The organism is Roseateles saccharophilus, assembly GCF_031458095.1.
In the GTDB taxonomy this organism is placed as follows: domain Bacteria; phylum Pseudomonadota; class Gammaproteobacteria; order Burkholderiales; family Burkholderiaceae_C; genus Pelomonas; species Pelomonas saccharophila_A.
Genome location: NZ_JAVDXU010000002.1, coordinates 333,506 through 356,171, shown reverse-complemented (window position 1 = coordinate 356,171; position 22,666 = coordinate 333,506). Strand labels below are relative to the sequence as shown.

Here is a 22,666-nt window from a genome sequence, read left to right as displayed (position 1 = left end):
GGTGCGAAGTGGCCCCTCTACAGTGCCGCGCTGAGCGTTTTGGAGCCCTCGATGCGATTGATCACCGAAGCCGAAGTCGCGACCGTCCTCGATCCGGACAGCGCCGTCGCGGCCCTGCGTGCCGCCTTTGCCCAGCATGGCCGCGGCCAGGCCCAGGTGCTGGCCCGCCATCGCGCCAGCGCCAGCCACGACGGCGCGGCCCTGGCCATCAGCGCCATGGGCGCCATCCTGGGGGCCGATGGCGAACTGCCCGCGGTGCTGGGCACCAAGGTCTATTCGGCGCGCAACGGCAGGTACAACTTCCTCGTCAGCCTGTTCTCGGCCGACACGGGCGCAGCCATCGCGACACTGGAGGCCAATGAGTTCACGCGCCTGCGCACGGCCGCGGCGACGGCCGTGGCGGCTGATCTGCTGGCGCGGCCGGATGCGAAGACGCTGGCCGTCTTCGGCGCCGGCATCCAGGGGCGGGCCCATGCCGAGGCGCTGGTACGCGTGCGCCGTTTCGAGCGCATCCTCGTCTGCGCGCGTTCGGGGGCCGAGGCCTTTGCCGCGGATCTGCAGGCGACCCTCGGGCTGCCGGTGCAAGCCGTCGAGGCGGCGACCGCGGCCGCCGAGGCCGACGTGATCGCCACGGCCACGCGCTCGGCCACGCCGCTGTTCGATGGCGGCCTCGTCAGGCCCGGCGCCTTTGTCGCCGCAGTCGGCTCCAGCACCAAGGCGGCGCGCGAACTGGATGATGCGCTGCTGGGCCGGGCGTCCCTGGTCGTCGTCGAATGGCGCACCGCCGCCGAGCTGGAAGCGGGCGACATCGTGCAGGCCGCGCCGGGCGTCATCGCGCCGGGCGTCATCGCGCCGGAGCGCCTCGTCGAGCTCGGTGAGTTGATCGTCAACCCGCGCCCGCGCGGGTCGCAGGACATCGTCGTTTACAAGAGCGTTGGCATCGGCCTGGAGGACGTGGCCCTGGCCCGCCTCGTCGCCCACCGCCTGGGGGTGTGCTGATGCGCCTTTGGCTGCTTGCCGCCGCGCTGACCCTGACGGGCTGCGCGACCACCTCCGTGCCCGACCCCGTCCAGGCGGCGCTCGACCAGGCCGGCCTGCCGGCCGACAGCCTGGGCTTCGTGGTGCAGCCGCTGGACGGCTCGCGGCCCGCACTGCAGCGCCGCGCCGACGATCCCATGTCGCCGGGCTCGACGATGAAGTTGGTCACGGCCACCGTGGCGCTGGACAAGCTCGGCATCAATCACCGCGGCCGCACCGAGTTGCTTGCAGGTTCGGTTCCTGTCGGAGGGATCATCGAAGGGCCTCTGGTCCTGCGTGGCGGCGCCGACCCCGACCTCGACTGGCCGGCCCTGTGGTGGCTGCTGCGCCAGCTGCGCGAGAGCGGGGTGCGCGAGATCCGCGGCGGCCTCGTCGTCGACCGCACGCTGTTCAGGCCGGCCCGCTTCGACCTCGGCCTGCCGCCCTTCGACGACGCACCCGAGTTCGACTACAACGTCATCCCCGACGCCCTGCACCTGAACGGCAGCTTGCTGGACTTCGAGCTCCAGGCCACGGCCACCGGCGTGACGGCGCGCACCCTGCCGGCCCTGCCCGGGCTCAGCGTGGACGCCAGCGCGATGGCGCTGTCCACCCGGCCGTGCAAGGACTGGGACGAGGACTGGAAACCTGCTGCCGTTCAGCCTGCCGGCGACGGCTGGACGCTGAAGCTGCAGGGCGCCTTTCCGGCGGGCTGCCAGCAGCGCGCGCCGCTGCAGATCGTCGACCGGCAGTGGCTGGTCACGCATGCGCTGCGGCAATTCTGGACCGAGCTGGGCGGCAGCCTGGGGCCGGGCGATGCGCAAGGCGCCGCGCCGGCCGGTGCCGTCGTGCTGGCCACCCATCGCGGCCGACCGCTGGCCGAGGTGCTGCGCGGCGTCATGAAGCGCAGCGACAACGCGCTGACCCGCCTCGTCTATCTGCAGCTGGGCGCCCAGGCCGCCCAGCCCGATGAGGCGACGCTGGCGGCGTCCGAACGTGTCGTGCGCGCCTGGTTCGCCACCCATGGCCTGGACGACCGCGGCCTGGTGCTGGACAACGGCTCGGGCCTGTCGCGCAGCGAGCGCATCAGCCCGGCTCAGCTGGCCGGCCTGCTGCGCGCGGGGCACCGCGGGGCACAGGCGCCGGAGCTGCTCGCGACCCTGCCCATCGCGGGCGTGGACGGCACCTTGTCGCGCCGCTTGAAGGACGGCCCTGCCACGGCCCGGGCGCGGCTCAAGACCGGCACCCTGCGTGACGCCGTCGGCCTCGCCGGCTTCGTATCGGACGCCGACGGCAAGCCCTGGGTCTTCGTCGCCCTGCTCAACCACCCCGAGGCCGCGCGCAAGGGCCGGCCGGTGCTGGATGCCCTCGTGAACTGGGTGGCGACGCAGCGTTGAGGGCCGGCGGCGGGCTTGCGCTTCGTCACCAAGCCGCTGAGGCCCGATGCCCTGAGCGCGTCGGCCTGCGTCAGATGACGGCGGGCCGCAGCAGCCGGACCGTTCCCGCGTCGGCATCCATCTCGGCCGGTGCACCCACCGGCACCGTCAGCTTGCGCTTGATGTGGCCGATGGCCGCGCCCCGGTAGACGGGGATGTTGAGCGGCAGGAAATAGTCGTCGAAGACCTCGTCCAGCGTCAGGCTGCCATAACCCTCGCCGGGTTCGCATTTGGTGAAGCGGCCCAGCACCACGCCGCTCAGCTGCGACAGCGCGCCGGCCAGGCGCAGCGTGGAGAGGCAGCGGTCGATGCGATAGATGTATTCGTTGATGTCTTCCAGAAACAGCAGGGCACCGCGGCAATCGGGGAAATAGGCCGATCCGGCCATGGAGGCCAGCACGGTCAGGTTGCCGCCTACCAGCCGGCCCTGGGCCTTGCCGGCGCGCAGGGTCGTGATGCGCTCCTCGCGAGCGATGAGGTCGTCCACGGGCTTGGCCACCGGGTTGCGCAGCACGGCCGCCTCGGCATTCATGGCGATGGAGAGGAAGCTCTGCACCGAGTAGTCGTTCCATTCCGACACCGCCACGGGGCTGTGGAAACTGACCAGGCCGGTCTGGCGGTGGATGGCGTTGACGAGGCAGGTCAGGTCGCTGAAGCCGCCGAAGAACTTCGGCTTGCGGCGGATCAGCTCGTAGTCCAGCTTGTCGACGATGCGGTTGCAGCCCGAACCGCCGGTCACGGCCAGGATGCCGGCCACCGAGTCGTCGGCAAACATCGCATTGACGTCGGCGGCGCGCTGCGCGTCGGTGCCGGCAAACGGCCCCCGCCGTGCGGCGACGAACTCGCCGAGCCTGACCTTGAAGCCCAGGGCCTGCACGACCTCGACGGCCATCTTCAGCGGCTCGCGTTCGAAGGTGGCGTTGGCCGGGCTGACGAGGCCGATGGTGTCGCCGGCGCGCAGGCGTCGCGCCAGCAACGGGCCCCCTGCGGCTTCGGCGGAGCCGGTGGCGGCCAGCAGGCCGGCCGTGGCGGCACCGAAGTGCAGAAGTTGACGGCGTGACGGGTTCATATCGTTTTCAAACAGTCAGAAATGAGGGGTCAACCGCATACTCGGTCGCGTGGATTTGTCGACCTCGCACGGCATTGTGTCCGCCGTGGCGGCGGTCGCGCGGCGTCATCTGCTGCCGATTGCTGCATACCTCATAACCGGCGCGGCCCAGGCCGACGCCTGCCCCGAGCGCCTGCGCATCGCCTTCCCCGAGGGGCCGGCCGAGCCCTTCATGCGCGGCCAGGGCGAGGACTTTCTGCAGCCGCCCGGGCTGTTGGTGGACTGGATGCGCCAGGCGCTGCGCGGGCAGGGTTGCCTGGAGAAGGCCGAGATGCTGCGCCTGCCGGTGCGCCGGCTGCGCGCCATGATCGAGGGCGGCCAGATCGACCTGGTGGCCGGCGTGGGCGAGGGCGGGCCCATCGCGGCCTTGCTGGCCCTGCCGGCACGGGAAGGGCGCCGCGGCGAGTTCGACTACAGCCTGGGCATGGTCGAGTACGTGCTGTATGCGCGCCGCGGTAGCGGCATCGCCTGGGATGGCCAGGCGATCTCGGGGCTGACGGAGCAGGCGCGGGTCGGCGTCACTGCAAGCACGCGCACCGAGATGCTGGCCAGGGAGCGCGGCTGGCTCGCGGACCCGGCGCCCAGCCACGAGAGCGCCCTGCTCAAGGTGGCGGCGGGCCGCACGCCTGTGCTGCTGATGCACAGCTATTTCGTGGACGACAGGCTGCGCCGCGACCCGCAACTGGCCCGGCAGATCGAGCGGCTCTCGCCGGCGGTGGAGAGGCGGCACCTCTTCGTCGGCGCGGCGCCGGTGTTCGCTCACAGCCACAAGAGCTTCACGCGGCGGCTGTGGCGGGCCTTGTGCAGGCAGTCGGCCGCGGCCAAGGCCGACGGCGCCTGCCGGCTGCCGCCCTAGCCGGCCGCTCACGCAGGCTGTCATCAAGGTGAATCTTTCGGGGCCTTCGCAGGATTGACGCTGTGGCCATGGCCTCGCTATGTTCCGCGGTCTCGCGAAGAACAAGAGAGAGGAGCACCTCATGAAGCACCGCCTGTTCGGGCCGCTTGGCCTGCTGCTGGCACCGTTCGTGCTGCTGGCCGGCTGCGCCGGCAACAGCCCCAAAGCCAGCCTGGAAGACACCAAGAACTGCACGGCCATGCTGGCCGGAGGCTTCCGCAAGGTGGCCGACGAGCGCAGTGAGCGCTTCAACGGCAAGGTGGGCGAGGAGGTCGCCCGCTGCCGCGGCAGCGACAAGGCCGCGGCCTTCCGCCACACACCCTATGTCGACTGGGCCAACTACTGGGCCACCGGCGACAAGTCCACGCTGCTGCCGGGGACGACGGGCGTCGATAGTCATTTCAGCGCCAATGGCCGCGGCGTCGACGGCGCCCTGCTGGACCTCGAGTACCAGCGCATGGAGCTGATCAAGTTCAACCTCTTCGACAACTCCGGCAGCTTTGCCGACTACGCCCTGGGCCGCGAAGGCGTGGCGGGCGCCGCGATCAAGACCTGGCCCTCGATGCGGTTGCCGGCCGACTCGCCCTTCTACAAGGCCGTCGGCGGCGATGGCACCCAGCTCTGCCAGGGCGAGCTGATCCGCTGGCGCCAGCTGGACGGCATCTGCAACGACCTCCGCAACCCCAAGATGGGATCGGCCGGTGCGCTGTTCGCGCGCAATGTGCAGTTCGAGGCCACCTACCCGGACATCAGCGACGACCAGCTGGCGCGCAACCGCCATGGCGACCGCCTGTCGTTGCTGCAGCCCGACCCGCAGCTGATCAGCCGCAAGCTCTTCACCCGCGCCCAGAGCGACCCGGCCAAGTGCCGCGACGGCCAGGGCCTGCCGGGCAACCCGGTGGAGGCCAACTGCGACTACCAGAAGGCGCCCTTCTTCAATGTGCTGGCGGCCTTCTGGATCCAGTACATGACGCATGACTGGTTCTCCCACATGGAGGAGGGCCGCAACCAGAACCAGTGGATGTCCGTCGGCTGCAGCGGCGACGCAGCCAAGCTGGGCTGCCGGCCCGACGACCGTATCGACCGCAGCTTTGTGGCCGACGCCGGCGCGCCGCCGCGCTACACGGCGGCCGACGGCAGCAAGCCGCTGGCGCGTGCCTTCCGCACCCATGCCAACAACAACACGGCCTGGTGGGACGCCTCGCAGATCTATGGCTACAACGCCGTGTCGCGCCAGCGCGTCAAGCGCGACCCGGCCGATCCGGCCAAGCTGCTGATGCTGCCCGGCGCACGCGGCGGCGCGGGCGAGGCCCTGGGCCAGCTGCCCGTCTTCGGCGCCAACGACCCCATCCTGCCGCAATGGGCGGGGCAGGGCGCGGCGGCCTTCCCGGACAACTGGAGCATCGGCGTCGGCTTCTACCAGACGGTGTTCTCGCGCGAGCACAACGCCTTCGTCGCCGAATTCCGCCGCCGCGCCGCGGCTACGCCCGACGGCGACTCCGGCCTGCGCGACCCGGCCAACCCGATGGCAGTCATCCGCTACCGCGACGTCTCACCCGACGTGCTGTTCGAGGTGGGCCGCCTTGTCGTCGCCGCCGAGATCGCCAAGATCCACACCATCGAATGGACGACGCAGCTGCTCTACGACGAGCCGCTGTACCTCGGCATGAACGCGAATTGGGGCGGCCTGTTCGAGGGCCATCCCATCGTCGAGAACGCGCTGGAAGCCATCGTCGTGCAGAACTACGGCAAGAGCACCGACGCCAAGAAGGCCGGCCAGTGGTACTCGGCCCTGGCCTCGGGCCCGGGCATCTTCGGCCTGGGCGCGCGGGTCTACAGGGACGACAGCTTCTTCGCCCGCCACAACGCCAGGAAGGACGACATCTGGAACCTGGCCAACCCCGAGCATGTGAACGGCGGCGTCAACCATTTCGGCTCGCCCTTCAACTTCCCCGAGGAGTTCGTCAGCGTCTACCGCCTGCACGCCCTGGTGCCCGACCTCATCGAGCTGCGCCACTGGGACCAGGACCCCAACCGCATCGCCGCCAAGGTGCCCGTCATCGAGACCTTCCGCGGCAAGGCCACGCCGGCCCTCGCCAACGAAGGTGCGGCCGACTGGGCCCTGTCCATGGGCCGCCAGCGCCTGGGCCTCTTGACCCTAGGCAACACGCCGGCCTTTTTGCAGAACCTGGCGATTCCGCGGCTGCAGTCCAGCACCGGCAAGATCGACGTCGCGGCTCTGGACATCATCCGCGACCGCGAACACGGCGTGCCGCGCTTCAACGAGTTCCGCAGGCAATACGGCCTGCGCCAGCTGACGAGTTACGACGACTTCATCGATGCCAGGCTGCCGGCCGACTCGCCCGAGCGTGCCCGCCAGCAGCGCGTCATCAACGACCTGCGCGGCGTCTATGGCCAGCACAAATGCGATGCGAAGAAGATCATCACCGCCGCGCAGAAGAACCCCGATGGCAGCCCCATCAACGACTGCCTCGGCAAGCCCGATGGCAGCCTGGTCGACAACATCGAGGACGTGGACACGGTGGTGGGCTGGCTGTCCGAGTTCACGCGGCCGCATGGCTATGCGATCTCGGAGACGCAGTTCCAGGTCTTCATCCTGAACGCCTCGCGCCGCCTCTTCAGCGACCGCTTCTTCACCAGCAGCTTCCGCCCCGAGTTCTACAGCCATCTCGGCATCGAATGGCTGCTGAACAACGGTCCGACCGGCAAGCGGTTCGAAGCCAGGGAGAGCAACGGCCACCGCATCGAGGTCTCGCCGTTCAAGCGCGTGCTGCTGCGCACCGTGCCGGAGCTGGCGCCCGAGCTGGCCCACGTGACCAACGCCTTCGACCCCTGGGCCCGCGACCGCGGCGAGTACTACGGCCTGGGATGGCAGCCGCGAAAAGGTGCGGAAAGTGACCCCGCTTTCCGCTGAGCCCCTCGTCTGGTCCCCAAGGGAACGGCGATGCTTGCGGCGTTGAACCGCAAGCACGTCGCCATGACGGGCCGGCTCGGGAGGGGCCCAGCGCTCCGCCCGTGAATTCACGAGCCGCGGAGAATCGGGGGCATGAGCTCAGACCTGCCCCCGCTGCCCCATCTCGCCCCCGGCCGCTACCGCCACTACAAGGGCGGGGAGTACGAGGTGATGGGCGTCGCCCGCCACAGCGAGACGCTGGAGATCGTCGTGGTCTACCGGCCGCTGTACAACGACAGCGGCTGGTGGGTGAGGCCCTTTGACATGTTCACAGGCTCGCTGGAGGTCGACGGCGTCCTGAGGCCGCGGTTCGAGCGCGTGGGCTAGCGACGGCGATGCTGGCCTTTTTCTGGCCCACCGCCGCCTCGCACCACAGTCTCAGCTCACCCGCGTCCAATCCATCGACCAATCCATGAGCCAGGTCTTGCCGCCGTCGCGCGACGCCGCCTGCTGCCAGCGGCAGCCCGTCGGCGTGCTGCGGTCCCAGACGCTGCGGTGAATGACAGGTTTGCCGTCCTCCTCGGATTCCTCCTGGAAGATGCCGGCCCCACCCTCGAAGCTGCCGGGCAGGCCCTGGGCGCCGATTTCTCCGGCGGCGCCATTGACCCAGAAGTCGCTCCATTGCGCCTTCTTGACGTCCAGCAGGCGCAGGCCCATGCCGCTGAAGTTGCGCGCCGGGATGCGCAGCTCCTCGACGCTGCAGATGCCGCCCAGGATGGCGTGCACGGTGGCCTCGCCCTCGAAGACGTCCCAGGCCCCGTTGCGGCGCCTGTGGTGGAGGATCTTCCAGCGGCCGGTCAGGAAGTCGAAGTCGCCGGGCTTGCCGGGCGTGCGCGTGGCGGGCAGCAGCCCTGTCATGGCCGGGCCGGGCTGGGGTTCGGCGGGCGTGGCGGAGGCCTTGGGTGCCAGGGCCAGGGCGGCGGCGGCCTGCAGCAGGCGGCGGCGTTCGGTGGAGTCGGTCATGCTTGTCTCGCTGATGAGTGGAGGTGGCGCATGCTGCTTGGCATGACATGACAATCGGCGTCATGTTTTGCAGAACATCATCCGAGGCATGCGCGCCAGCCGACTGCTGTCCATCCTGATCCTGCTGCAGCTGCGCCCGCAGATCACGGCGCCTGCGCTGGCGCGCGAGTTCGAGGTGTCGGTGCGCACCATCCTGCGCGACATCGACGAGCTGTCGGCCGCCGGCGTGCCCGTCTATGCCGAGCGCGGGCGCGGCGGCGGCTTCAAGCTGCGCGAGGGTTTCGCGACAAGGCTCAACGGCCTGCTGGGCGACGAGGCCCAGGCCTTGCCGCTGCTGGGTCTGCCCGGCGCAGCCAGCGAGCTGGGCCTGGGCGGGGCCTCGCAGCGGCTCAAGCTCAAGCTGCAGTCGGCGCTGCCGGGGGAGTCCGCGGCTCTGGCCGGGCGGCTGCAGGCGCGCCTGCACGTGGACCCGCTGGACTGGTACCAGGGCGGCGCGCCGACACCGCATCTGCCGGCGCTGGCGAGTGCGGTGCTGGAAGGCAAGCGGGTCGAGATCGACTACTTGAGCTGGAAGGGCGAGCGACGCTGGAAGGCCGAACCCCTGGGCCTGGTGCTGAAGGCGGGCGCCTGGTACGGCGTCATGCGCTCGGGCCAGCGGGTCATGATGCTCAAGGTCGCCAACATCCAGGCCTTGACGGTCGGCGACGAGAGCTTTGAGCGCCCCGCGGATTTCGAGCTGGCGGACTGGTGGCAGGCGTCGACGCAGCGCTTCGAGCGCGAACTGAGGCCCGAGATGGCGCTGTTGCGGCTGACGCCCGAAGGCTGTCGCCGTCTGTCCGAGAAGGGCCGCTACGCCGCCCAGGCCGTCGCGGTTGCCGTGCCCGAGGCGCCCGTCAAGGCGCAGCGCTGGGTGCGCGTGAAGCTGCCCATCGAAAGCCTGGAGCAGGCGGCACGCCTGGTGCTGTCGCTGGCCCCGGAGGCCCAGGCGCTGGAGCCAACCGCGCTGCGCGAGCAGATAGGCACCTGGGCTCGCCAGCTCGCCGGTGCGCACAAGGCATAGTGCCGCCATGCAGCTCGCCTTCGAATCTCCCGACCAGCCCGACGTCGTCGCCCTCATCACCGAACTGGACGCCTACCAGGACTCGCTCTATCCGCCGGAGAGCCGGCATGCGCTGGATCTCAGCGTGCTGGTGCAGCCCCATGTGCTGTTCGCCGTCGCGCGCGACGAAACCCGGCAGGCCGTGGGCTGCGGCGCCATCGTCCTCGGCCCGGAGTTCGGCGAGCTCAAGCGCCTGTTCGTGAGTCCGCGCGCCCGCGGCCATGGCGTGGCAAGGCGGCTGCTGGACATGCTGGAGGCTGAGGCCGCGGCCAGAGGCTGCCGCCGCGTCACGCTGGAGTCGGGCCCCTACCAGCCCGAGGCTCTGGGCCTGTACGCCGCTTGCGGCTACGAGAGGCGCGGGCCCTTTGGCGACTACACCGACGACCCGCTGAGCGTCTTCATGCAGAAGGCGCTGGATGCCACCTCGCTGACCTGAAGGAAGGAACCATGCCGCCTGCCGACGCACAGACCCGGTTTGCCGCCCTCATGGCTGACCTGTCGGGCGAGCCCGGCGTGAGCCTCGGGCAACGTGGCAAGAAGGGCTTCGGGTCGTCAGCGCTGCAGGTGAACGGCAAGATCTTCGCGATGGTGTCGGCCGCCGGGGCGCTGGTGCTCAAGCTGCCGCGCCAGCGCGTGGACGAGCTCGAGGCGCGTGGCGTCGGCCGTCGCTTCGACCCCGGGCATGGGCGGCTGATGAAGGAGTGGCTGTCGGTCGATCGCTGCACGCCGGACGAGTGCCGCTCGATGGCCCGCGAGGCCATGCGCTTCGTCGGGGGCGCGGCTTGAGCCGCGTCAGAGCACCCGCGGCAGATCGCGCCTGACCGCCACGCGGTCGCCGAAGTCGAAATGCCACCACTCGGTGGTGATGCCATGAAAGCCCGCCTCGCGCATGGCCGCGCGCAGCCAGCCGCGCTCGACGAGGTGTTCGGGCTTGAGCGCACCCAGGGCGAGGTTCTCGGCCTCGTGGTCGGGGTGGGAGGCCAGCGTCATCTCGTCGAAGCCGCTGCCCATGTCGACCTCGCGGCCCTGCGGGTCGAGCAGGGTCAGGTCAACCGCCATGCCGAAGCTGTGGATGGAGCCGCGCTCGGGGTTGGCCAGATACATCGTCAGCGGCGTGCCCTGCAGCTCGTCCCAGAGGCGCTGCTGCACGCGCTGGGGGCGCAGGGCGTCCAGCACCAGCAGGCGGTAGCCGGGGCGGCGTTCGTGGAGCCAGGCGGCGGCCTGTTCCAGCGCGTCGCCGGCTTCGCGGCGCAGCCAGTGGCAATCAATGCCGGCATACACCGGGTGGCCGACGAAGTTGTCGGCCGTCGCGTAGCGCAGGTCCACGGCGATGCCGTGCTGCAGCGAGGCAAGCGGGCGGAAGTCCGAATGCGAGGCGATGTCTTCGATGCGAATCACGGCAGTCGAGAAAGGTGTTCGTGCGCAGCCGCGGTGATGAACTTGACCAGGCGCCGCGAGGCCTGACCCAGCGGCGCGCTGGCGGCGCTGAGCAGATAGAGCTGCACCGGCACGGCGGGCGACAGCGGCCGTACCCGGACCTTGCTGGCGTCGGCGCTGGCCGCGGTGAAGGGGTCGACCAGCGTCATGCCGACGCCGGCCTCGACGAGGGCGCGCGCGAGCTGGTAGGTCTGTACGGTGATGCGGCTGGCCAGCGGCTGGCCCAGGGCCTCGCCGGCATGGTGCAGCAGGCCGGCCAGCGGGTCGTCGCTCTGCAGGCCGACGATCTCGCTGCGGATGTCGGCCAGGCCGAGAGGCCCTTCGCCCTTGGCCTCGGGGCTGCCGAGGGGGCACAGGGCCACCATGGTGCCGCTGGCGATGGCTTCGGCCTTGATGCCGGGATGGCGCGGGTCCTGCAGCGACAGGGCCAGGTCGGCCTCGCCGAGCAGCAGCGCCGACACGATTTCTCGCGTGTGGTGGGTGGCCAGCGAGCAGCTGGCGTTGGGATAGGCCTTGCACCAGGGCGTCATCGCGGCCGGCACGATGGCCATGGCCAGGGCCGGCGTGGCCACGAGGCGCACCTGCTCGCTTTCACCGCTCTTCAGGTTGGCGGCCAGGCGGCGGATGCCGACGAGGTCGCGGTTGAGCTTGTCGATCTCGACGAAGAGGCGCTGGGCCTCGGGTGTCGGGTAGAGCTTGCCGCGCACGCGGTCGAACAGCGGCATGCCCAGTTGCAGCTCGCAGTGCTGCAGCACCTTGGTCACGGCCGGCTGGGAGATGTGCAGCAGCTGGGCCGCGCCGCTGATGGTGCCGGCCTGCATGATGGCGTGAAAGACCTCGATGTGTCTGAGCCTCATTTCCGGTAGACGCCTTCGAAGTCCACCGAGCCATTGGGCGCCATCTTGAAGCCGACGACGTCCTTGCGGATGGGGATGTAGACGGTCGAGTGCGCCATCGTGATCCAGGGCCGCTCGTGCTTGAAGATCTCCTGGGCCTTCTCGTACAGGGCGATGCGCTTCTTCTGGTCCGGGGTGGCGCGGGCCTCGTCGATGAGCTTCTCGAATTCGGCGTTGCAGAACTTGATGCCGTTCTTGTTGGCCGCGCAGCTGAGGTTGGGGGTCAGGAAGTCGTCGGCATCGCCGGTCTCGCCGCTCCAGCCGCTCATGTAGACGTTGTGCTCGCCGTTGTTGGCGCGCTTGAGGTATTCGCCCCACTCATAGGTCTTGATGTGGGCCTTGACGCCGATCTTGGCCCAGTCCTGCTGGATGAGCTGGGCCATCAATTGGCCATTGGGGTTGGTCGGGCGCTGCACGGGCAGGGCCCAGAGGTCGATCTCGAAGCCGTTCGGGTAGCCGGCCTTGGCCAGCAGGGCCTTGGCCTTGGCGGGATCGAACTCGTTCTTCAGCTTCTTGTTGTAGCCGGGGACGGCCGGCGGAAAGGCGCTGACGGCCTGCATGGCGTCGCCGCGCGGGAACAGGGCCTTGAAGATGGCATCGCGGTCGACGGCGATGTCCAGGGCCTCGCGCACCTCGCGCTTGTCGGTCGGCGGCTTCTTCAGGTTGAAGCTCAGATAGGAGATGTTGAGGGCCTGGATCTTCTCGATGCTGACGTTGGGGTTGTTGGCCAGCCCGGCGATGTCGACATCGCGCAGGGCCGCCGCCACATGGCATTCGCCGGCGGCGATCTTCTGCACCCGCACATTGGGCTCGCGGCTGATGCTGAAGACAAGGTTGGGCGTGGGCTGCTTGCCGCCCCAGTAATCTGTGTGCGCTTCCATACGCAGCACGTCGTCCTTGGCATAACTTTTGAACCGGAAGGGGCCCGCGCCGACCGGCTGCACATTGATCTGCGAGGCTTTTCCGTCCTTCAGCAGCTGGGCGGCGTACTCCGCGGACTGGATGCCTGCCCAGGCGAATGCGAAGTTCGCGACGAATGTCACATTGGGCTGGCGGAGCCGGAAACGAATTGTGCGGTCGTCGATCTTGTCGATGCCCTCGATCAACTTGGCCAGGCCGAGGTTCTGCGGATAGATGAAATTTGCCAGAAACGCCTTGTTGAACGGGTGGTTGGGGTCGATGAAGCGTTGAAAAGTGAACAGCACATCCTCTGCATTGAGGTCGCGGGATGGCTTGAACCAGGGGGTGCTGTGGAACTTGACGCCTTCCCGCAATTTGAAAATGAAGCTCTTCGCGTCGGGCGAGATTTCCCAGCTGGTGGCCAGCTTGGGAACGAGTTCCGTCGTGGGTCGTTTGAAGCCGAGCAGGCCGTCGAACATCTGGGCGCCGACGATATTGGTGCTAGCGCTGTCCCACATTCCTGGGTCAAAGCCCTCTGGAGAGGCGTCAGCGCAGTAGATCAGGGGCTTGCCCTGGGCTAGTGCGGCGGGCGCGCTGGCCAGTGCGAAAAGGGTCAGCAGGGCGACGTACTGGGGCTTCATGACGAGGGGTTTTTCAGAGGAAGAACGGGCGGGAATTGTTTGGATCCCGACCCGTCGCGACAAGGGCGGCAAAGGTCGAAACACATAACCCAAACTTATACCTTCAGGCATCCCTAGTCCGTAACGTTTCGCCACGGTCCGGTCAATGGCTGCCCTCAGAATTCGCTCCGCCCCTAGGCCACCCCCCTAGTACCGAAGTGCAGCGACCCGAGCTGCAAAGGATTGCTTTGCCATGAACGACCCCCAACGCCGTAAATTCCTCCAGTATTCAGCCGCTCTGGGTGGCGCCATTCCTTTGGCCGGTTGCGGCGGTGGCGGAGGTGAGGCGGTGGCCCAGGCGGCTACGGATGCCCCGACCGCCGACGCCGCAGGCATATTGCGCCCCCTGCCCAGCACGCCGACTCCGGTCCCTGCGCCGGCCCCGGCGCCGGCCCCCGCACCGGCCCCCACGCCTGCCGCCGTGGCCACCCCGACGCTCGGCCTGTTCACCGGCGCCATGCAGTTCAGCCTGGTCAGCACCAAGACCCAGGCCAAGGCGCCTTTCAGCCTGGGCTTCGCCTTCAAGCGCGGCGACATTCCGGCCGGCAGCTCGGTGGGCTCCAGCTTGAGTGCCCTGCAGGTCATTTCACGCACCACTTGGCCCGATGGCTCGCTGAAGTTTGCCCACCTTGCCGGCTTTGCCGACCTGACGGCCAACAGCCTGCTGACGGTGAGACTGCGCCGCATCAGCGTCAGCGCCAGCAGCGCCGCGCCGCTGACCCTGGCCGACCTGAAGAAGACCGGCATCACCGCCGAGGTCGGGGCCGGCAGCCTCGGCACGGCCAGCTTTGGCGCAGCCGACTGGGACAGCCCGCAGACCACCTGGGTCAGCGGTGCGCAGATGTCGTCCTGGATCTTCCGCAAGCCTGTCGGCGGCGACGCCCATCTGGTGGCCTGGCTGGAGGTGCGCCTGTTCGCCGGCGGTGCCGTCGAAGTGCTGCCCTGGATCGAGAACGGCTATCTGATGGTGGCGGGTCCGACCAGCAAGGCAGCGACCTACACCTTCAAGATCAATGGCACGCAGCGCTTCTCGGCCAGCATCGACCTGCCCCACCATTGCCGCACGCCGTTGATCAGCGGTACGGCCCTGTCCTACTGGTTGGGCACCGACCCCGACGTGACGCCGCGCCATGACCTGGCCTATCTGCAGGCGACCGAGCAGGTGCCGACCTACAGCGCCCGCGTGGACGCCAATGGCCCCGTCGCCCAGTGGCTGGTGACCAGCTACACGCCGCTGGACAAGGCCAATTTCACCTACGCGAGCGACTCCATGGCGGCCACCGGCTACCAGGAACCCATCGGCCTGCTGCCGATGCATGACGCGCTTTACCTGACCTGCGAAAGCAGCAACACCTATGCGGCCGTCGTGCGCAACGGCTTCGCGGCCGGCCGCTATCCGCTGTTCTACCGCGACGAGAAGACGCAGCGCCCGATCCGCTTTTCCCAGTACCCCAACCTGGTGTTGCACAAGGACAGCCGCGTCAGCGACCTCGGCAGTTCGACGCGCAGCCAGTTCACGCCCCAGCCTGCCGGCACGCAGTCGCCGCGCTGGGACTGCGCCCACAGCCCGTCGGTGGGCTATATGGCCTATCTGGTCACGGGGCGCTGGTACTTCATGGAGCAGGTGCAGTTCGCCGCCACGCTGAACTACCTGAGCAAGGCCGACGAGCCCAATATGCGCCGCGGCTCGCTGGGCCTGGTGCAGTCCTGCTTCGGCGGCTGGCAGACCCGTTCCGCTGCGTGGCAGTGGCGCGCCCTGACGCAGGCGCTGAACGTGACGCCGGACGACGACACCGTGCTGCGCCAGGAGTTCATCAACAGCGTGCAGTCCAACATCGAGGACTTCCACGCCGTCTACGTCGCCCAGCCCAACAATCCCTATGGCTGGATCCAGCCGGGCGAGCCCTACGAGAACATCATGCAGTTTGGCGCGGTCTGGCAGCAGGACTTCGTCACCGCCGCCTTCGGCTATTCGCTGTCCATGGGCCTGCCGGTGCCGGCGGCCGTGGAGGCCAAGCATGACGCCTTCTTCCGCTGGAAGGCGCGCAGCGCCGTCATGCGCCTGGGGCCGGCCACCGGCTTCTGGTATGTGAATGCGGCCGTCTACACCATGAGCATCTCGCCGGTCGCGGTGCCCGACTTCAAGACCGGCAAGGGCCCCTGGCTGCCCAACGATGCGGCCGTCTACCTGGCCAGCTATGCCAGCGTGCCGTCCTGGTTCGGCAATCTCGAAGGCAAGCTGGCGGGCGAGATCATGCCGGGCGATCGTGCGGCCTGGGGCAACTTGACGACGGCCATGGCCTATGCGGTCAGGCACGGCGTCGAAGGTGCCGCCACCGCCTACCAACGCCTCATCTCGGCCAGCAACTATCCGGCGCTGCGCGACGCCTTCAACACCGCCCCGGTCTGGTCGGTGGCGCCGGCGCGGGTCATTCCAAGCTGGCTGGCGGGCAAGCCCTTGAACACCTGGTTCGAGATCCCCGGCACGGCGGGTGCGGGCGGTGCGGCCATCGATGCCTACAGCGGCTTCGCCATCAACGACCGCACCAGCGAGATCATCATCGCCGCGGCCGGCGGCCACACCGACTCCTACGACAACCGCGTCGTCTCCATTGGGCTCGCGTCGGACACGCCAACCTGGAAGCAGCGCCTTGCGCCCAGCAAGAGCTATGCGCAGAACGTCGCCTACTACAGCGACGGCATGCCCTCGTCGCGTCACCTCTACAGCTCGGCTCATTTCATTCCTCAGGTCAACCGCCTGATGCTGTTCGGGGCGCGCGGCGCCTATGGCGCGTCCTGGGACTTCGCCAAGGTCGACGCCTTCAACCTCGACACCAACACCTGGGACAAGGCCGGCACCTGGGCCGACATGCCCTCGGGCTACTACGGCGCTGCGCAGATCCGCGCCACCGGCGAGGTCGTCAGCACCAGCCTGAAGAAGTGGTCGCCCGTCGACAAGAAGTGGACGGATCTCGTCACCAGCCCCATCGGCGACGCGGTGCGCTGGCCCATGGCCTTCGACGCCCGCCGCAACCAGATGTTCTGCCTGCAATGGGGCGACGGCCAGGGCTTCGACCCGCAGCGCATGGTGGCCAGCCGCGTGCCGCTGGGCAGCGGCCAGCAGATCGCCGTCAGCTTCAATGCCAGCAGCGCGCTGACGCAGTGGCAAAACGAGAAGCCCAGCTATGCGGCGATGGACTACGACCCCGACGGCGACCGCTTCCTGTTCTACAGCGGCCAGGGCGAAGCGGCGGGGCGTGTCTACGTCATCACGCCCAACGACAGCAATGTCTGGGACATGAGCCTGCTCAATGGCGGCAACCTGAAGATCGCGCCCACACCGGACAACGGCAGCGGCGTGCAGAACCGGCTGCGCTACGTGCCGGCCCTGCGCGGCTTCGTGCTGCTGGCCCGTGGCAGCGCCAACCTCTACTTCCTGCGCACCGCCTGAGCAAGCAAGCCCCTCGCCCAGTCTCGCGCCGCTGTACGCGGGCGAGCCTGGTCGGTCCCCCGGGGGGGACGAGGCTGCTTGCAGCATTGAGCTGCCAGCAGCCTCAGGCGGGCCGGCTCGGGAGCGGCCCAGCGCTCGGCCCGGAATACCCGAGATGGCGCGGCGTTCAATGGAAAACTGAAGGGAGCGGCAGAATCGGTCCGCATGTGGACCGATTTCCAACCGCTAACGTTTCAGCGTGACGGCGTCACGCTGTTCGCCCGTCAGGGCGGCCCGTCGGATTCCGGCAGGCCGCCCTTGCTGCTTCTGCACGGCCATCCGCAGACCATGGCGATGTGGCATCGCGTCGCACCCACGCTCGCCAGAGACCGCCGCGTCGTGCTGATGGACCTGCGGGGCTATGGCGACAGCGACCGCCCGCCGGCCAGCGAGGCCAGCGCCGCCTATGCCAAGCGCGAGATGGCCAGGGACGCCGTCGCGCTGATGCAGTCCCTGGGCCACGAGCGCTTCGCCGTGCTCGCCCATGACCGTGGTGCCCGCGTCGCGCATCGCATGGCGCTGGACCATCCCCAGGCCGTGACGCGGCTGATGCTGCTCGACATCGCGCCGACCCTGGCCATGTACGAGGGCACGACCGAAGCCTTTGCGCGCGGCTACTGGCATTGGTTCTTCCTGATCCTGCCGGCGCCGCGGCCCGAGCGTCTCATCGAGGCCGACGCCATTGCCTATCTGCGCGAAGGCATGGGCCAGCGCGGCGGCGACATCTTCGACCCCGCCGCCTGGGCCGAGTACGAGCGCAGCATCGTGCGCCCCGGCTCGGCCGCGGCCATCTGCGCCGACTACCGCGCCAGCGCCGGCATCGACCTCGAGCATGACCGCGCGGACCGCGCCGCCGGCCGGCGCGTCACGCAGCCGCTGCATGTGCTGTGGGGCGCGAACGGCGTCGTCGGCAAGTGCTTCGAGCCGCTCAAGCTCTGGCAGGCCGCGGCCGAGCAGGTCAGCGGCCGTGCCGTGGACAGCGGCCACTACATCGCCGAGGAAGCGCCCGAGGTGGTGCTGGCCGAGGCCCAATCCTTCTTCGGGGACTGACATGCAGAAGATTGCCGTGATCGCCGGCGACGGCATCGGCCAGGAGGTCATGCCCGAGGGCCTGCGCGTGCTGCGCGCGGTGGCCGAGCGCTTCGGCCTGGCTTTGCGCTTCGACGAGTTCCATTTCGCCGATTGCCGCTACCACGAACAGCATGGCCAGATGATGCCGGACGACTGGAAGGACCAGATCGGCGGCCATGACGCCATCTTCTTCGGCGCCGTCGGCTGGCCGGCCACGGTGCCCGACCATGTCAGCCTGTGGGGCTCGCTGCTGAAGTTCCGCCGCGAGTTCGACCAGTATGTGAACCTGCGCCCGGCCCGCCTGCTGCCCGGCGTGCGCTCGCCGCTGGCGGGCCTGCAGCCCGGCGACATCGACATGTGGATCGTCCGCGAGAACACCGAGGGCGAGTACTCCAGCGTCGGCGGGCGCATGTATGCCGGCACCGAGCGCGAGATCGTGCTGCAGGAGACGGTGATGAGCCGCGTCGGCGTCGACCGCGTGCTGCGCTTCGCCTTCGAGCTGGCCGCCTCGCGGCCGCGCGCCAGGCTGACCTCGGCCACCAAGAGCAATGGCATCGCCATCACCATGCCCTATTGGGACGAGCGCGTCGAAGCCATGGCGGCGCAGTTTCCGGGTGTGGCGGTGGACAAATTCCACATCGACATCCTCTGCGCCCATTTCGTGCAGCGGCCCCAGCATTTCGATGTGGTGGTGGCCAGCAATCTGTTCGGCGACATCCTGTCCGACCTGGGTCCCGCCTGCACCGGCACCATCGCCATCGCGCCGTCGGCCAATCTGAACCCGACGCGCGAGTGGCCCAGCCTCTTCGAGCCCGTGCACGGCTCGGCGCCGGACATCGCTGGGAAGGGCATCGCCAACCCCATCGGCCAGATCTGGGCCGGCGCCATGATGCTGGACTTCCTGGGCCATCGCGAGGCCCACAACGCCGTCATGGCGGCCATCGAAACCGTGCTGGCCGACCCGGCGGCGCCAAAAACTCCCGACCTGGGCGGCCGGGCCTCATGTGCCGAACTGGGCGAGGCTATTGCGAAGGCCGCGACCACGGTCTTGGCGCGTTGATGCCGACCGTAGGAATGCTCGAAACCTAGGGTTTCTTGCGCGTCAACGGTTCACGCGCCAAGAGCCGGAGAAAATGGCGGCATGAAGTCCATCGCCTACACCCGCGCCCAAGGCCTGCCGGCCATCCTCCAGAACCGCATTGCCGTGCTGGACGGCGCGATGGGCACCATGATCCAGCGCTACAAGCTCGGCGAGGCCGACTACCGCGGCGAGCGCTTCAAGGACCATGGCAAGGACCTGAAGGGCAACAACGAGCTGCTGCTGTTCACGCGCCCCGACGTGATCCAGGAGATCCACGAGCAATACCTGGCTGCCGGCGCCGACCTCATCGAGACCAACACCTTCGGTGCCACCTCGGTCGCCCAGGAAGATTACGACCTGCCGGAGCTGGCCTACGAGATGAACCTCGTCGCCGCCCGGATTGCCCGCGCCGCCTGCGACAAATACTCGACACCCGACAAGCCCCGCTATGTCGCCGGCGCCCTCGGCCCGACGCCGCGCACCGCCTCCATCAGCCCTGACGTCAACGACCCCGGGGCCCGCAACATCGACTTCGACACGCTGCGCGCGGCCTATTACGAGCAAGCCAAGGGCCTGCTGGACGGCGGCGCCGACGTCTTCCTCGTCGAGACCATCTTCGACACGCTGAACGCCAAGGCCGCCATCTTTGCGCTGGACGAGCTGATGGAAGACACCGGCGAGCGCCTGCCCGTCATCATTTCCGGCACGGTGACCGACGCCTCGGGCCGCATCCTGTCCGGCCAGACCGTGACCGCCTTCTGGCATTCGGTGCGCCACGCCCGCCCCATCGCCATCGGCCTGAACTGCGCCCTGGGTGCCACGCTGATGCGGCCCTATATCGAGGAGCTGTCCAAGGTGGCCGGCGACGTGGCGGTCAGCTGCTACCCCAATGCCGGCCTGCCCAACCCGATGAGCGACACGGGCTTCGACGAGACGCCCGACGTGACGGCCCGTCTGGTGGGCGAGTTCGCCCAGGCCGGCTTCCTCAACATCGCCGGCGGCTGCTGCGGCACCACGCCGGACCACATCGCGGCCATCGCCAAGGCCGTGTCGGCCTACAAGCCGCGCGTCAGCGGCGAGAAGTTCTTCAGCCAGATGCTCGACGCCGCCTGAGCGGCGGCACTTCGGAGTTTCCGAAGTCATCTTGCGATTGAAGGTGCTGGGTCGGTAGCAAGGCCGACCCTAACGTTGCGTCTCCCACTTCAAGGAGACCGACGCATGCACATCCACTGTTTCTTCATCACACCACGGGGCCTGCGCGGCCTGCCGTGATGGCCGCCGCACACCTGCAGTTGTTCACGGCACCGCAGACCCTGCCCTTTGGCGTGGCGGTGGTGCTGGTCGCGGCCATCGCTCTGCTGGAAGGCCTGGGTCTGCTGGCTGCGGCCAGCCCGAGCGCCTTGCTCGACCAGGTCCTGCCTGACATCGACGCCGACGCCACGGGCGGCCTGGACCGCGTGCTGGGCTGGCTGCACCTGGGCCGCGTGCCGGCCCTGGTCCTGCTGCTGCTGTTCCTGACCGGCTACGCCCTGTCTGGCTATGCCTTGCAGGCGCTGGCGATGCACATGACGGGCGGCCTGTTGTCGGCCTGGGCGGCCGGGTTGCTGGCCGTGCCGCCGGCGCTGACCACTGTGCGTGCCCTGGGCAGGCCCATCGCGCGCCTGGTGCCGCAGGACGAGAGCAGCGCCGTCAGCGAGCAGTCGCTGGTCGGACGCACCGGCGTCGTCAGCGCCGGCATCGCGCGGCGCGGCCTGGCGGCGCAGGCCCGCGTGCGCGACGCCCTGGGCCGCACCCATCACCTGCTCGTGGAACCCGAGCTTGAAGGCGAAGTCTTCCACGAAGGGGCGCCCATCCTCATCGTGGCCAAGGCCGGGCCCTTCTACCGCTGCATCGCCTCCACACATCCAACATCGACACAAGGGAGAAATTGAACATGGATCACATCATCGACATCGCCGTCATCGGCAGCGTGGCCCTGGTCGGGCTGCTGACCATCGGCGTCGTCTTCGCGCGGCTGTACAAGCGCAGCACCAAGGAGACGGCCTTCGTGCGCACCGGCCTGGGTGGCCAGAAGGTCATCATGGACGGCGGCGCCATCGTGCTGCCGGTATTCCACGAGCGCGTTCTCGTCAACATGAACACCCTCAAGCTCGAGGTGCAGCGCCGCGAGAAGGAGAGCCTCATCACCAAGGACCGCATGCGTGTCGACGTGACGGCGGCTTTCTTCGTGCGCGTCAAGCAGACCGAGGAAGCCGTCAGCACGGCGGCCCAGACCTTGGGCATCCGCACCATGAGCCCGGAGGAGCTGAAGAAGCTGGTGGAGGACAAGTTTGTCGACAGCCTGCGCGCCACCGCCGCGACCATGACCATCCAGGAGCTGCAGGACAAGCGCCGCGACTTCGTGCAGGCGGTGCAGAACGCCGTCGCCGAGGACCTGGAGAAGAACGGCCTGGAGCTGGAGTCGGTCTCGCTGACGAGTCTGGACCAGACCGACAAGCAGTTCTTCAACCCCAACAACGCCTTCGACGCCGAGGGCCTGACGCGCCTGACGGAGCAAACCGAGGCGCGCCGCAAGCAGCGCAATGACGTCGAGCAGGACACCGAGGTACAGGTGCGCACCAAGAACCTGGAGGCCAGCCGCCTGAAGCTGACCATCGAGAAGGATCAGGAGTTCGCTTCGCTGGCGCAAAAGCGCGAGGTGGAGGTGGCGCGTGCCGAGCAGATCGCGCTGATCGCCGCGCAACAGGCCGAACGCAGCCGCGAGGCGGAGACGGTGAAGATCGAGGCCGAGCGCCAGGTGGGCCAGCGCCGCATCGAGGCCGAGCGCGAGATCAAGGCCGCCGAGATCGAGAAGAACCTCGTCATCCAGACCCGTGAGATCGAGCAGGAGCGCCAGGCCGAGCTCAAGCGTGCCGAGCAGCGCAAGCAGGTCGAGATCGCGCGCCAGGACACGCAGATCGCCATCGCCACCAAGTCACGCGAGCAGTCCGAGGCCGATGCGGCCGCCAACCTGGCCCGCGCCGAAGCCGTGAAGGCCGAGGAAACCGTCAATACGGCACGCCAGGTGGCCGTGGCCGAGCGCGACAAGGCCATCCAGCTCATCGACGCCAGCAAGGAAGCCGAGCAGAACGCCATTGCCGTCAAGGTGTCGGCGTCGGCCGAGAAGGAGGCGGCCATCGACCGCGCCGAGGCCCTGACCATCGAAGCCAAGGCCAAGCAGGCCGCGGCCATCGCCGAGGCCGAGGGCCGGCGCGCCATCAACGAGGCATTGAACATGCTGTCGGCCGCGCAGATCGATTTGCAGGTGCGCACCCAGCTGCTGCAGCAGCTGCCCACCATCCTGGCCCAGGCCGTCAAGCCGATGGAGAACATCGACTCCATCCGCATCGTGCAGGTCAACGGCATGCCCGGCCAGGGCAGTTCGGAAGGCGGCGGCGCGAACGGCGCAACCTTTCCCGAACAGGTCATGAACTCGGCGCTGCAATACCAGATCGCCAAGCCCATCGTCGATGCGGTCATGCAGGACGCCGGCCTGTCGAATCACGGCATTACCGGCATGGCGCACAACCTGGCCGCCATGCTGAAACCCACTCCGCCGGTGACGCCGGCAGAGTGAGGC

19 protein-coding genes are annotated in these 22,666 nt (G+C 68.7%); 14 read left to right on the top strand and 5 right to left on the bottom strand.

The genetic code is table 11. The features are described 5' to 3' along the window. The first annotated feature begins 51 nt into the window (after positions 1-51). Positions 52-999: an ornithine cyclodeaminase family protein gene (locus J2X20_RS14180; protein ID WP_310265834.1), complete on the top strand. Its 948-nt coding sequence runs from the start codon at positions 52-54 to the stop codon at positions 997-999. Continuing rightward, positions 999-2,414 (top strand): D-alanyl-D-alanine carboxypeptidase/D-alanyl-D-alanine endopeptidase, encoded by a 1,416-nt coding sequence (gene dacB, locus J2X20_RS14175; protein ID WP_310265832.1) that lies wholly within the window; start codon positions 999-1,001, stop codon positions 2,412-2,414. Before J2X20_RS14180 ends, dacB begins: the two co-directional genes overlap by 1 nt. A gap of 70 nt (positions 2,415-2,484) precedes the next feature. Here dacB and J2X20_RS14170 read toward each other — a convergent pair whose 3' ends face one another. Continuing rightward, positions 2,485-3,522, bottom strand: coding sequence for a S66 peptidase family protein (locus J2X20_RS14170; RefSeq protein WP_310265831.1), 1,038 nt, complete (start codon positions 3,520-3,522; stop codon positions 2,485-2,487). A gap of 49 nt (positions 3,523-3,571) precedes the next feature. Here J2X20_RS14170 and J2X20_RS14165 point away from each other — a divergent pair, with 49 nt between their 5' ends. The 3 genes from J2X20_RS14165 (at position 3,572) to J2X20_RS14155 (ending at position 7,757) form a co-directional block, all read left to right on the top strand. Beyond that, a complete protein-coding gene (locus J2X20_RS14165; protein WP_310265829.1) occupies positions 3,572-4,417 on the top strand; it encodes a hypothetical protein in 846 nt (281 codons plus the stop codon). A gap of 121 nt (positions 4,418-4,538) precedes the next feature. Next, complete coding sequence (locus J2X20_RS14160) at positions 4,539-7,391, top strand: peroxidase family protein (protein ID WP_310265826.1); 2,853 nt, start codon at positions 4,539-4,541, stop codon at positions 7,389-7,391. Positions 7,392-7,523: 132 nt separating this feature from the next. Further along, complete coding sequence (locus J2X20_RS14155; RefSeq protein WP_310265822.1) at positions 7,524-7,757, top strand: DUF1653 domain-containing protein; 234 nt, start codon at positions 7,524-7,526, stop codon at positions 7,755-7,757. A 51-nt stretch (positions 7,758-7,808) separates the two neighbouring features. Here the strand turns inward: J2X20_RS14155 and J2X20_RS14150 are convergent, their stop codons facing one another. Continuing rightward, on the bottom strand, positions 7,809-8,393 hold the full coding sequence (locus J2X20_RS14150; RefSeq protein ID WP_310265820.1) for a hypothetical protein: 585 nt from the start codon (positions 8,391-8,393) through the stop codon (positions 7,809-7,811). A gap of 88 nt (positions 8,394-8,481) precedes the next feature. On the opposite strand from J2X20_RS14150, the gene J2X20_RS14145 reads away from it, so the two are divergent. Genes J2X20_RS14145 through J2X20_RS14135 form a run of 3 tightly spaced genes read left to right on the top strand, consistent with a single transcriptional unit; the run spans position 8,482 to position 10,278 of the window. Further along, positions 8,482-9,453, top strand: a complete 972-nt coding sequence (locus J2X20_RS14145) for a helix-turn-helix transcriptional regulator (RefSeq protein WP_310265818.1) — start codon at positions 8,482-8,484, stop codon at positions 9,451-9,453. A 7-nt stretch (positions 9,454-9,460) separates the two neighbouring features. Beyond that, a complete protein-coding gene (locus J2X20_RS14140) occupies positions 9,461-9,928 on the top strand; it encodes a GNAT family N-acetyltransferase (protein WP_310265816.1) in 468 nt (155 codons plus the stop codon). An 11-nt stretch (positions 9,929-9,939) separates the two neighbouring features. Next, positions 9,940-10,278, top strand: a complete 339-nt coding sequence (locus J2X20_RS14135; protein WP_310265813.1) for a hypothetical protein — start codon at positions 9,940-9,942, stop codon at positions 10,276-10,278. A 6-nt stretch (positions 10,279-10,284) separates the two neighbouring features. On the opposite strand, the gene J2X20_RS14130 is transcribed toward J2X20_RS14135, so the two are convergent. Genes J2X20_RS14130 through J2X20_RS14120 form a run of 3 tightly spaced genes read right to left on the bottom strand, consistent with a single transcriptional unit; the run spans position 10,285 to position 13,366 of the window. Then, positions 10,285-10,890, bottom strand: coding sequence for a M15 family metallopeptidase (locus tag J2X20_RS14130; RefSeq protein WP_310265811.1), 606 nt, complete (start codon positions 10,888-10,890; stop codon positions 10,285-10,287). Further along, positions 10,887-11,786 (bottom strand): LysR family transcriptional regulator, encoded by a 900-nt coding sequence (locus J2X20_RS14125; RefSeq protein ID WP_310265809.1) that lies wholly within the window; start codon positions 11,784-11,786, stop codon positions 10,887-10,889. The genes J2X20_RS14130 and J2X20_RS14125 overlap by 4 nt, the downstream gene beginning before the upstream one ends. Next, entirely contained in the window at positions 11,783-13,366 is a 1,584-nt protein-coding gene (locus J2X20_RS14120; RefSeq protein WP_310265806.1) for an ABC transporter substrate-binding protein, read from the bottom strand. The genes J2X20_RS14125 and J2X20_RS14120 overlap by 4 nt, the downstream gene beginning before the upstream one ends. A gap of 460 nt (positions 13,367-13,826) precedes the next feature. Between J2X20_RS14120 and J2X20_RS14115 the strand changes: the two genes are divergently transcribed. The 6 genes from J2X20_RS14115 to J2X20_RS14090 all read left to right on the top strand — a co-directional run bounded on the left by J2X20_RS14115 (position 13,827) and on the right by J2X20_RS14090 (position 22,663). Next, positions 13,827-16,856, top strand: coding sequence for a hypothetical protein (locus J2X20_RS14115; RefSeq protein WP_310265803.1), 3,030 nt, complete (start codon positions 13,827-13,829; stop codon positions 16,854-16,856). A 204-nt stretch (positions 16,857-17,060) separates the two neighbouring features. Beyond that, positions 17,061-17,945, top strand: coding sequence for an alpha/beta fold hydrolase (locus J2X20_RS14110; RefSeq protein WP_310265801.1), 885 nt, complete (start codon positions 17,061-17,063; stop codon positions 17,943-17,945). 1 nt (position 17,946) lies between these two features. After that, entirely contained in the window at positions 17,947-19,026 is a 1,080-nt protein-coding gene (locus tag J2X20_RS14105; RefSeq protein ID WP_310265799.1) for a tartrate dehydrogenase, read from the top strand. An 81-nt stretch (positions 19,027-19,107) separates the two neighbouring features. Next, positions 19,108-20,160 carry a homocysteine S-methyltransferase family protein gene (locus J2X20_RS14100; protein ID WP_310265797.1) on the top strand — a complete coding sequence of 351 codons (1,053 nt, stop codon included), beginning with the start codon at positions 19,108-19,110 and terminating at the stop codon, positions 20,158-20,160. Between the two features lie 158 nt (positions 20,161-20,318). Further along, positions 20,319-20,978 carry a YqiJ family protein gene (locus tag J2X20_RS14095; protein ID WP_310265794.1) on the top strand — a complete coding sequence of 220 codons (660 nt, stop codon included), beginning with the start codon at positions 20,319-20,321 and terminating at the stop codon, positions 20,976-20,978. Between the two features lie 2 nt (positions 20,979-20,980). Next, on the top strand, positions 20,981-22,663 hold the full coding sequence (locus J2X20_RS14090; RefSeq protein WP_310265791.1) for a flotillin family protein: 1,683 nt from the start codon (positions 20,981-20,983) through the stop codon (positions 22,661-22,663). Positions 22,664-22,666: the final 3 nt, after the last annotated feature.

What these genes read in the sequence shown, in the direction of transcription:
- J2X20_RS14180 (WP_310265834.1), top strand. Translation starts at nt 52, where the DNA reads ATGCGATTGATCACCGAAGCCGAAGTCGCGACCGTCCTCGATCCGGAC.
- dacB (WP_310265832.1), top strand. Translation starts at nt 999, where the DNA reads ATGCGCCTTTGGCTGCTTGCCGCCGCGCTGACCCTGACGGGCTGCGCG.
- J2X20_RS14170 (WP_310265831.1), bottom strand. Translation starts at nt 3,522, where the DNA reads ATGAACCCGTCACGCCGTCAACTTCTGCACTTCGGTGCCGCCACGGCC.
- J2X20_RS14160 (WP_310265826.1), top strand. Translation starts at nt 4,539, where the DNA reads ATGAAGCACCGCCTGTTCGGGCCGCTTGGCCTGCTGCTGGCACCGTTC.
- J2X20_RS14155 (WP_310265822.1), top strand. Translation starts at nt 7,524, where the DNA reads ATGAGCTCAGACCTGCCCCCGCTGCCCCATCTCGCCCCCGGCCGCTAC.
- J2X20_RS14150 (WP_310265820.1), bottom strand. Translation starts at nt 8,393, where the DNA reads ATGACCGACTCCACCGAACGCCGCCGCCTGCTGCAGGCCGCCGCCGCC.
- J2X20_RS14145 (WP_310265818.1), top strand. Translation starts at nt 8,482, where the DNA reads ATGCGCGCCAGCCGACTGCTGTCCATCCTGATCCTGCTGCAGCTGCGC.
- J2X20_RS14140 (WP_310265816.1), top strand. Translation starts at nt 9,461, where the DNA reads ATGCAGCTCGCCTTCGAATCTCCCGACCAGCCCGACGTCGTCGCCCTC.
- J2X20_RS14135 (WP_310265813.1), top strand. Translation starts at nt 9,940, where the DNA reads ATGCCGCCTGCCGACGCACAGACCCGGTTTGCCGCCCTCATGGCTGAC.
- J2X20_RS14125 (WP_310265809.1), bottom strand. Translation starts at nt 11,786, where the DNA reads ATGAGGCTCAGACACATCGAGGTCTTTCACGCCATCATGCAGGCCGGC.
- J2X20_RS14120 (WP_310265806.1), bottom strand. Translation starts at nt 13,366, where the DNA reads ATGAAGCCCCAGTACGTCGCCCTGCTGACCCTTTTCGCACTGGCCAGC.
- J2X20_RS14110 (WP_310265801.1), top strand. Translation starts at nt 17,061, where the DNA reads ATGTGGACCGATTTCCAACCGCTAACGTTTCAGCGTGACGGCGTCACG.
- J2X20_RS14105 (WP_310265799.1), top strand. Translation starts at nt 17,947, where the DNA reads ATGCAGAAGATTGCCGTGATCGCCGGCGACGGCATCGGCCAGGAGGTC.
- J2X20_RS14100 (WP_310265797.1), top strand. Translation starts at nt 19,108, where the DNA reads ATGAAGTCCATCGCCTACACCCGCGCCCAAGGCCTGCCGGCCATCCTC.
- J2X20_RS14095 (WP_310265794.1), top strand. Translation starts at nt 20,319, where the DNA reads ATGGCCGCCGCACACCTGCAGTTGTTCACGGCACCGCAGACCCTGCCC.
- J2X20_RS14090 (WP_310265791.1), top strand. Translation starts at nt 20,981, where the DNA reads ATGGATCACATCATCGACATCGCCGTCATCGGCAGCGTGGCCCTGGTC.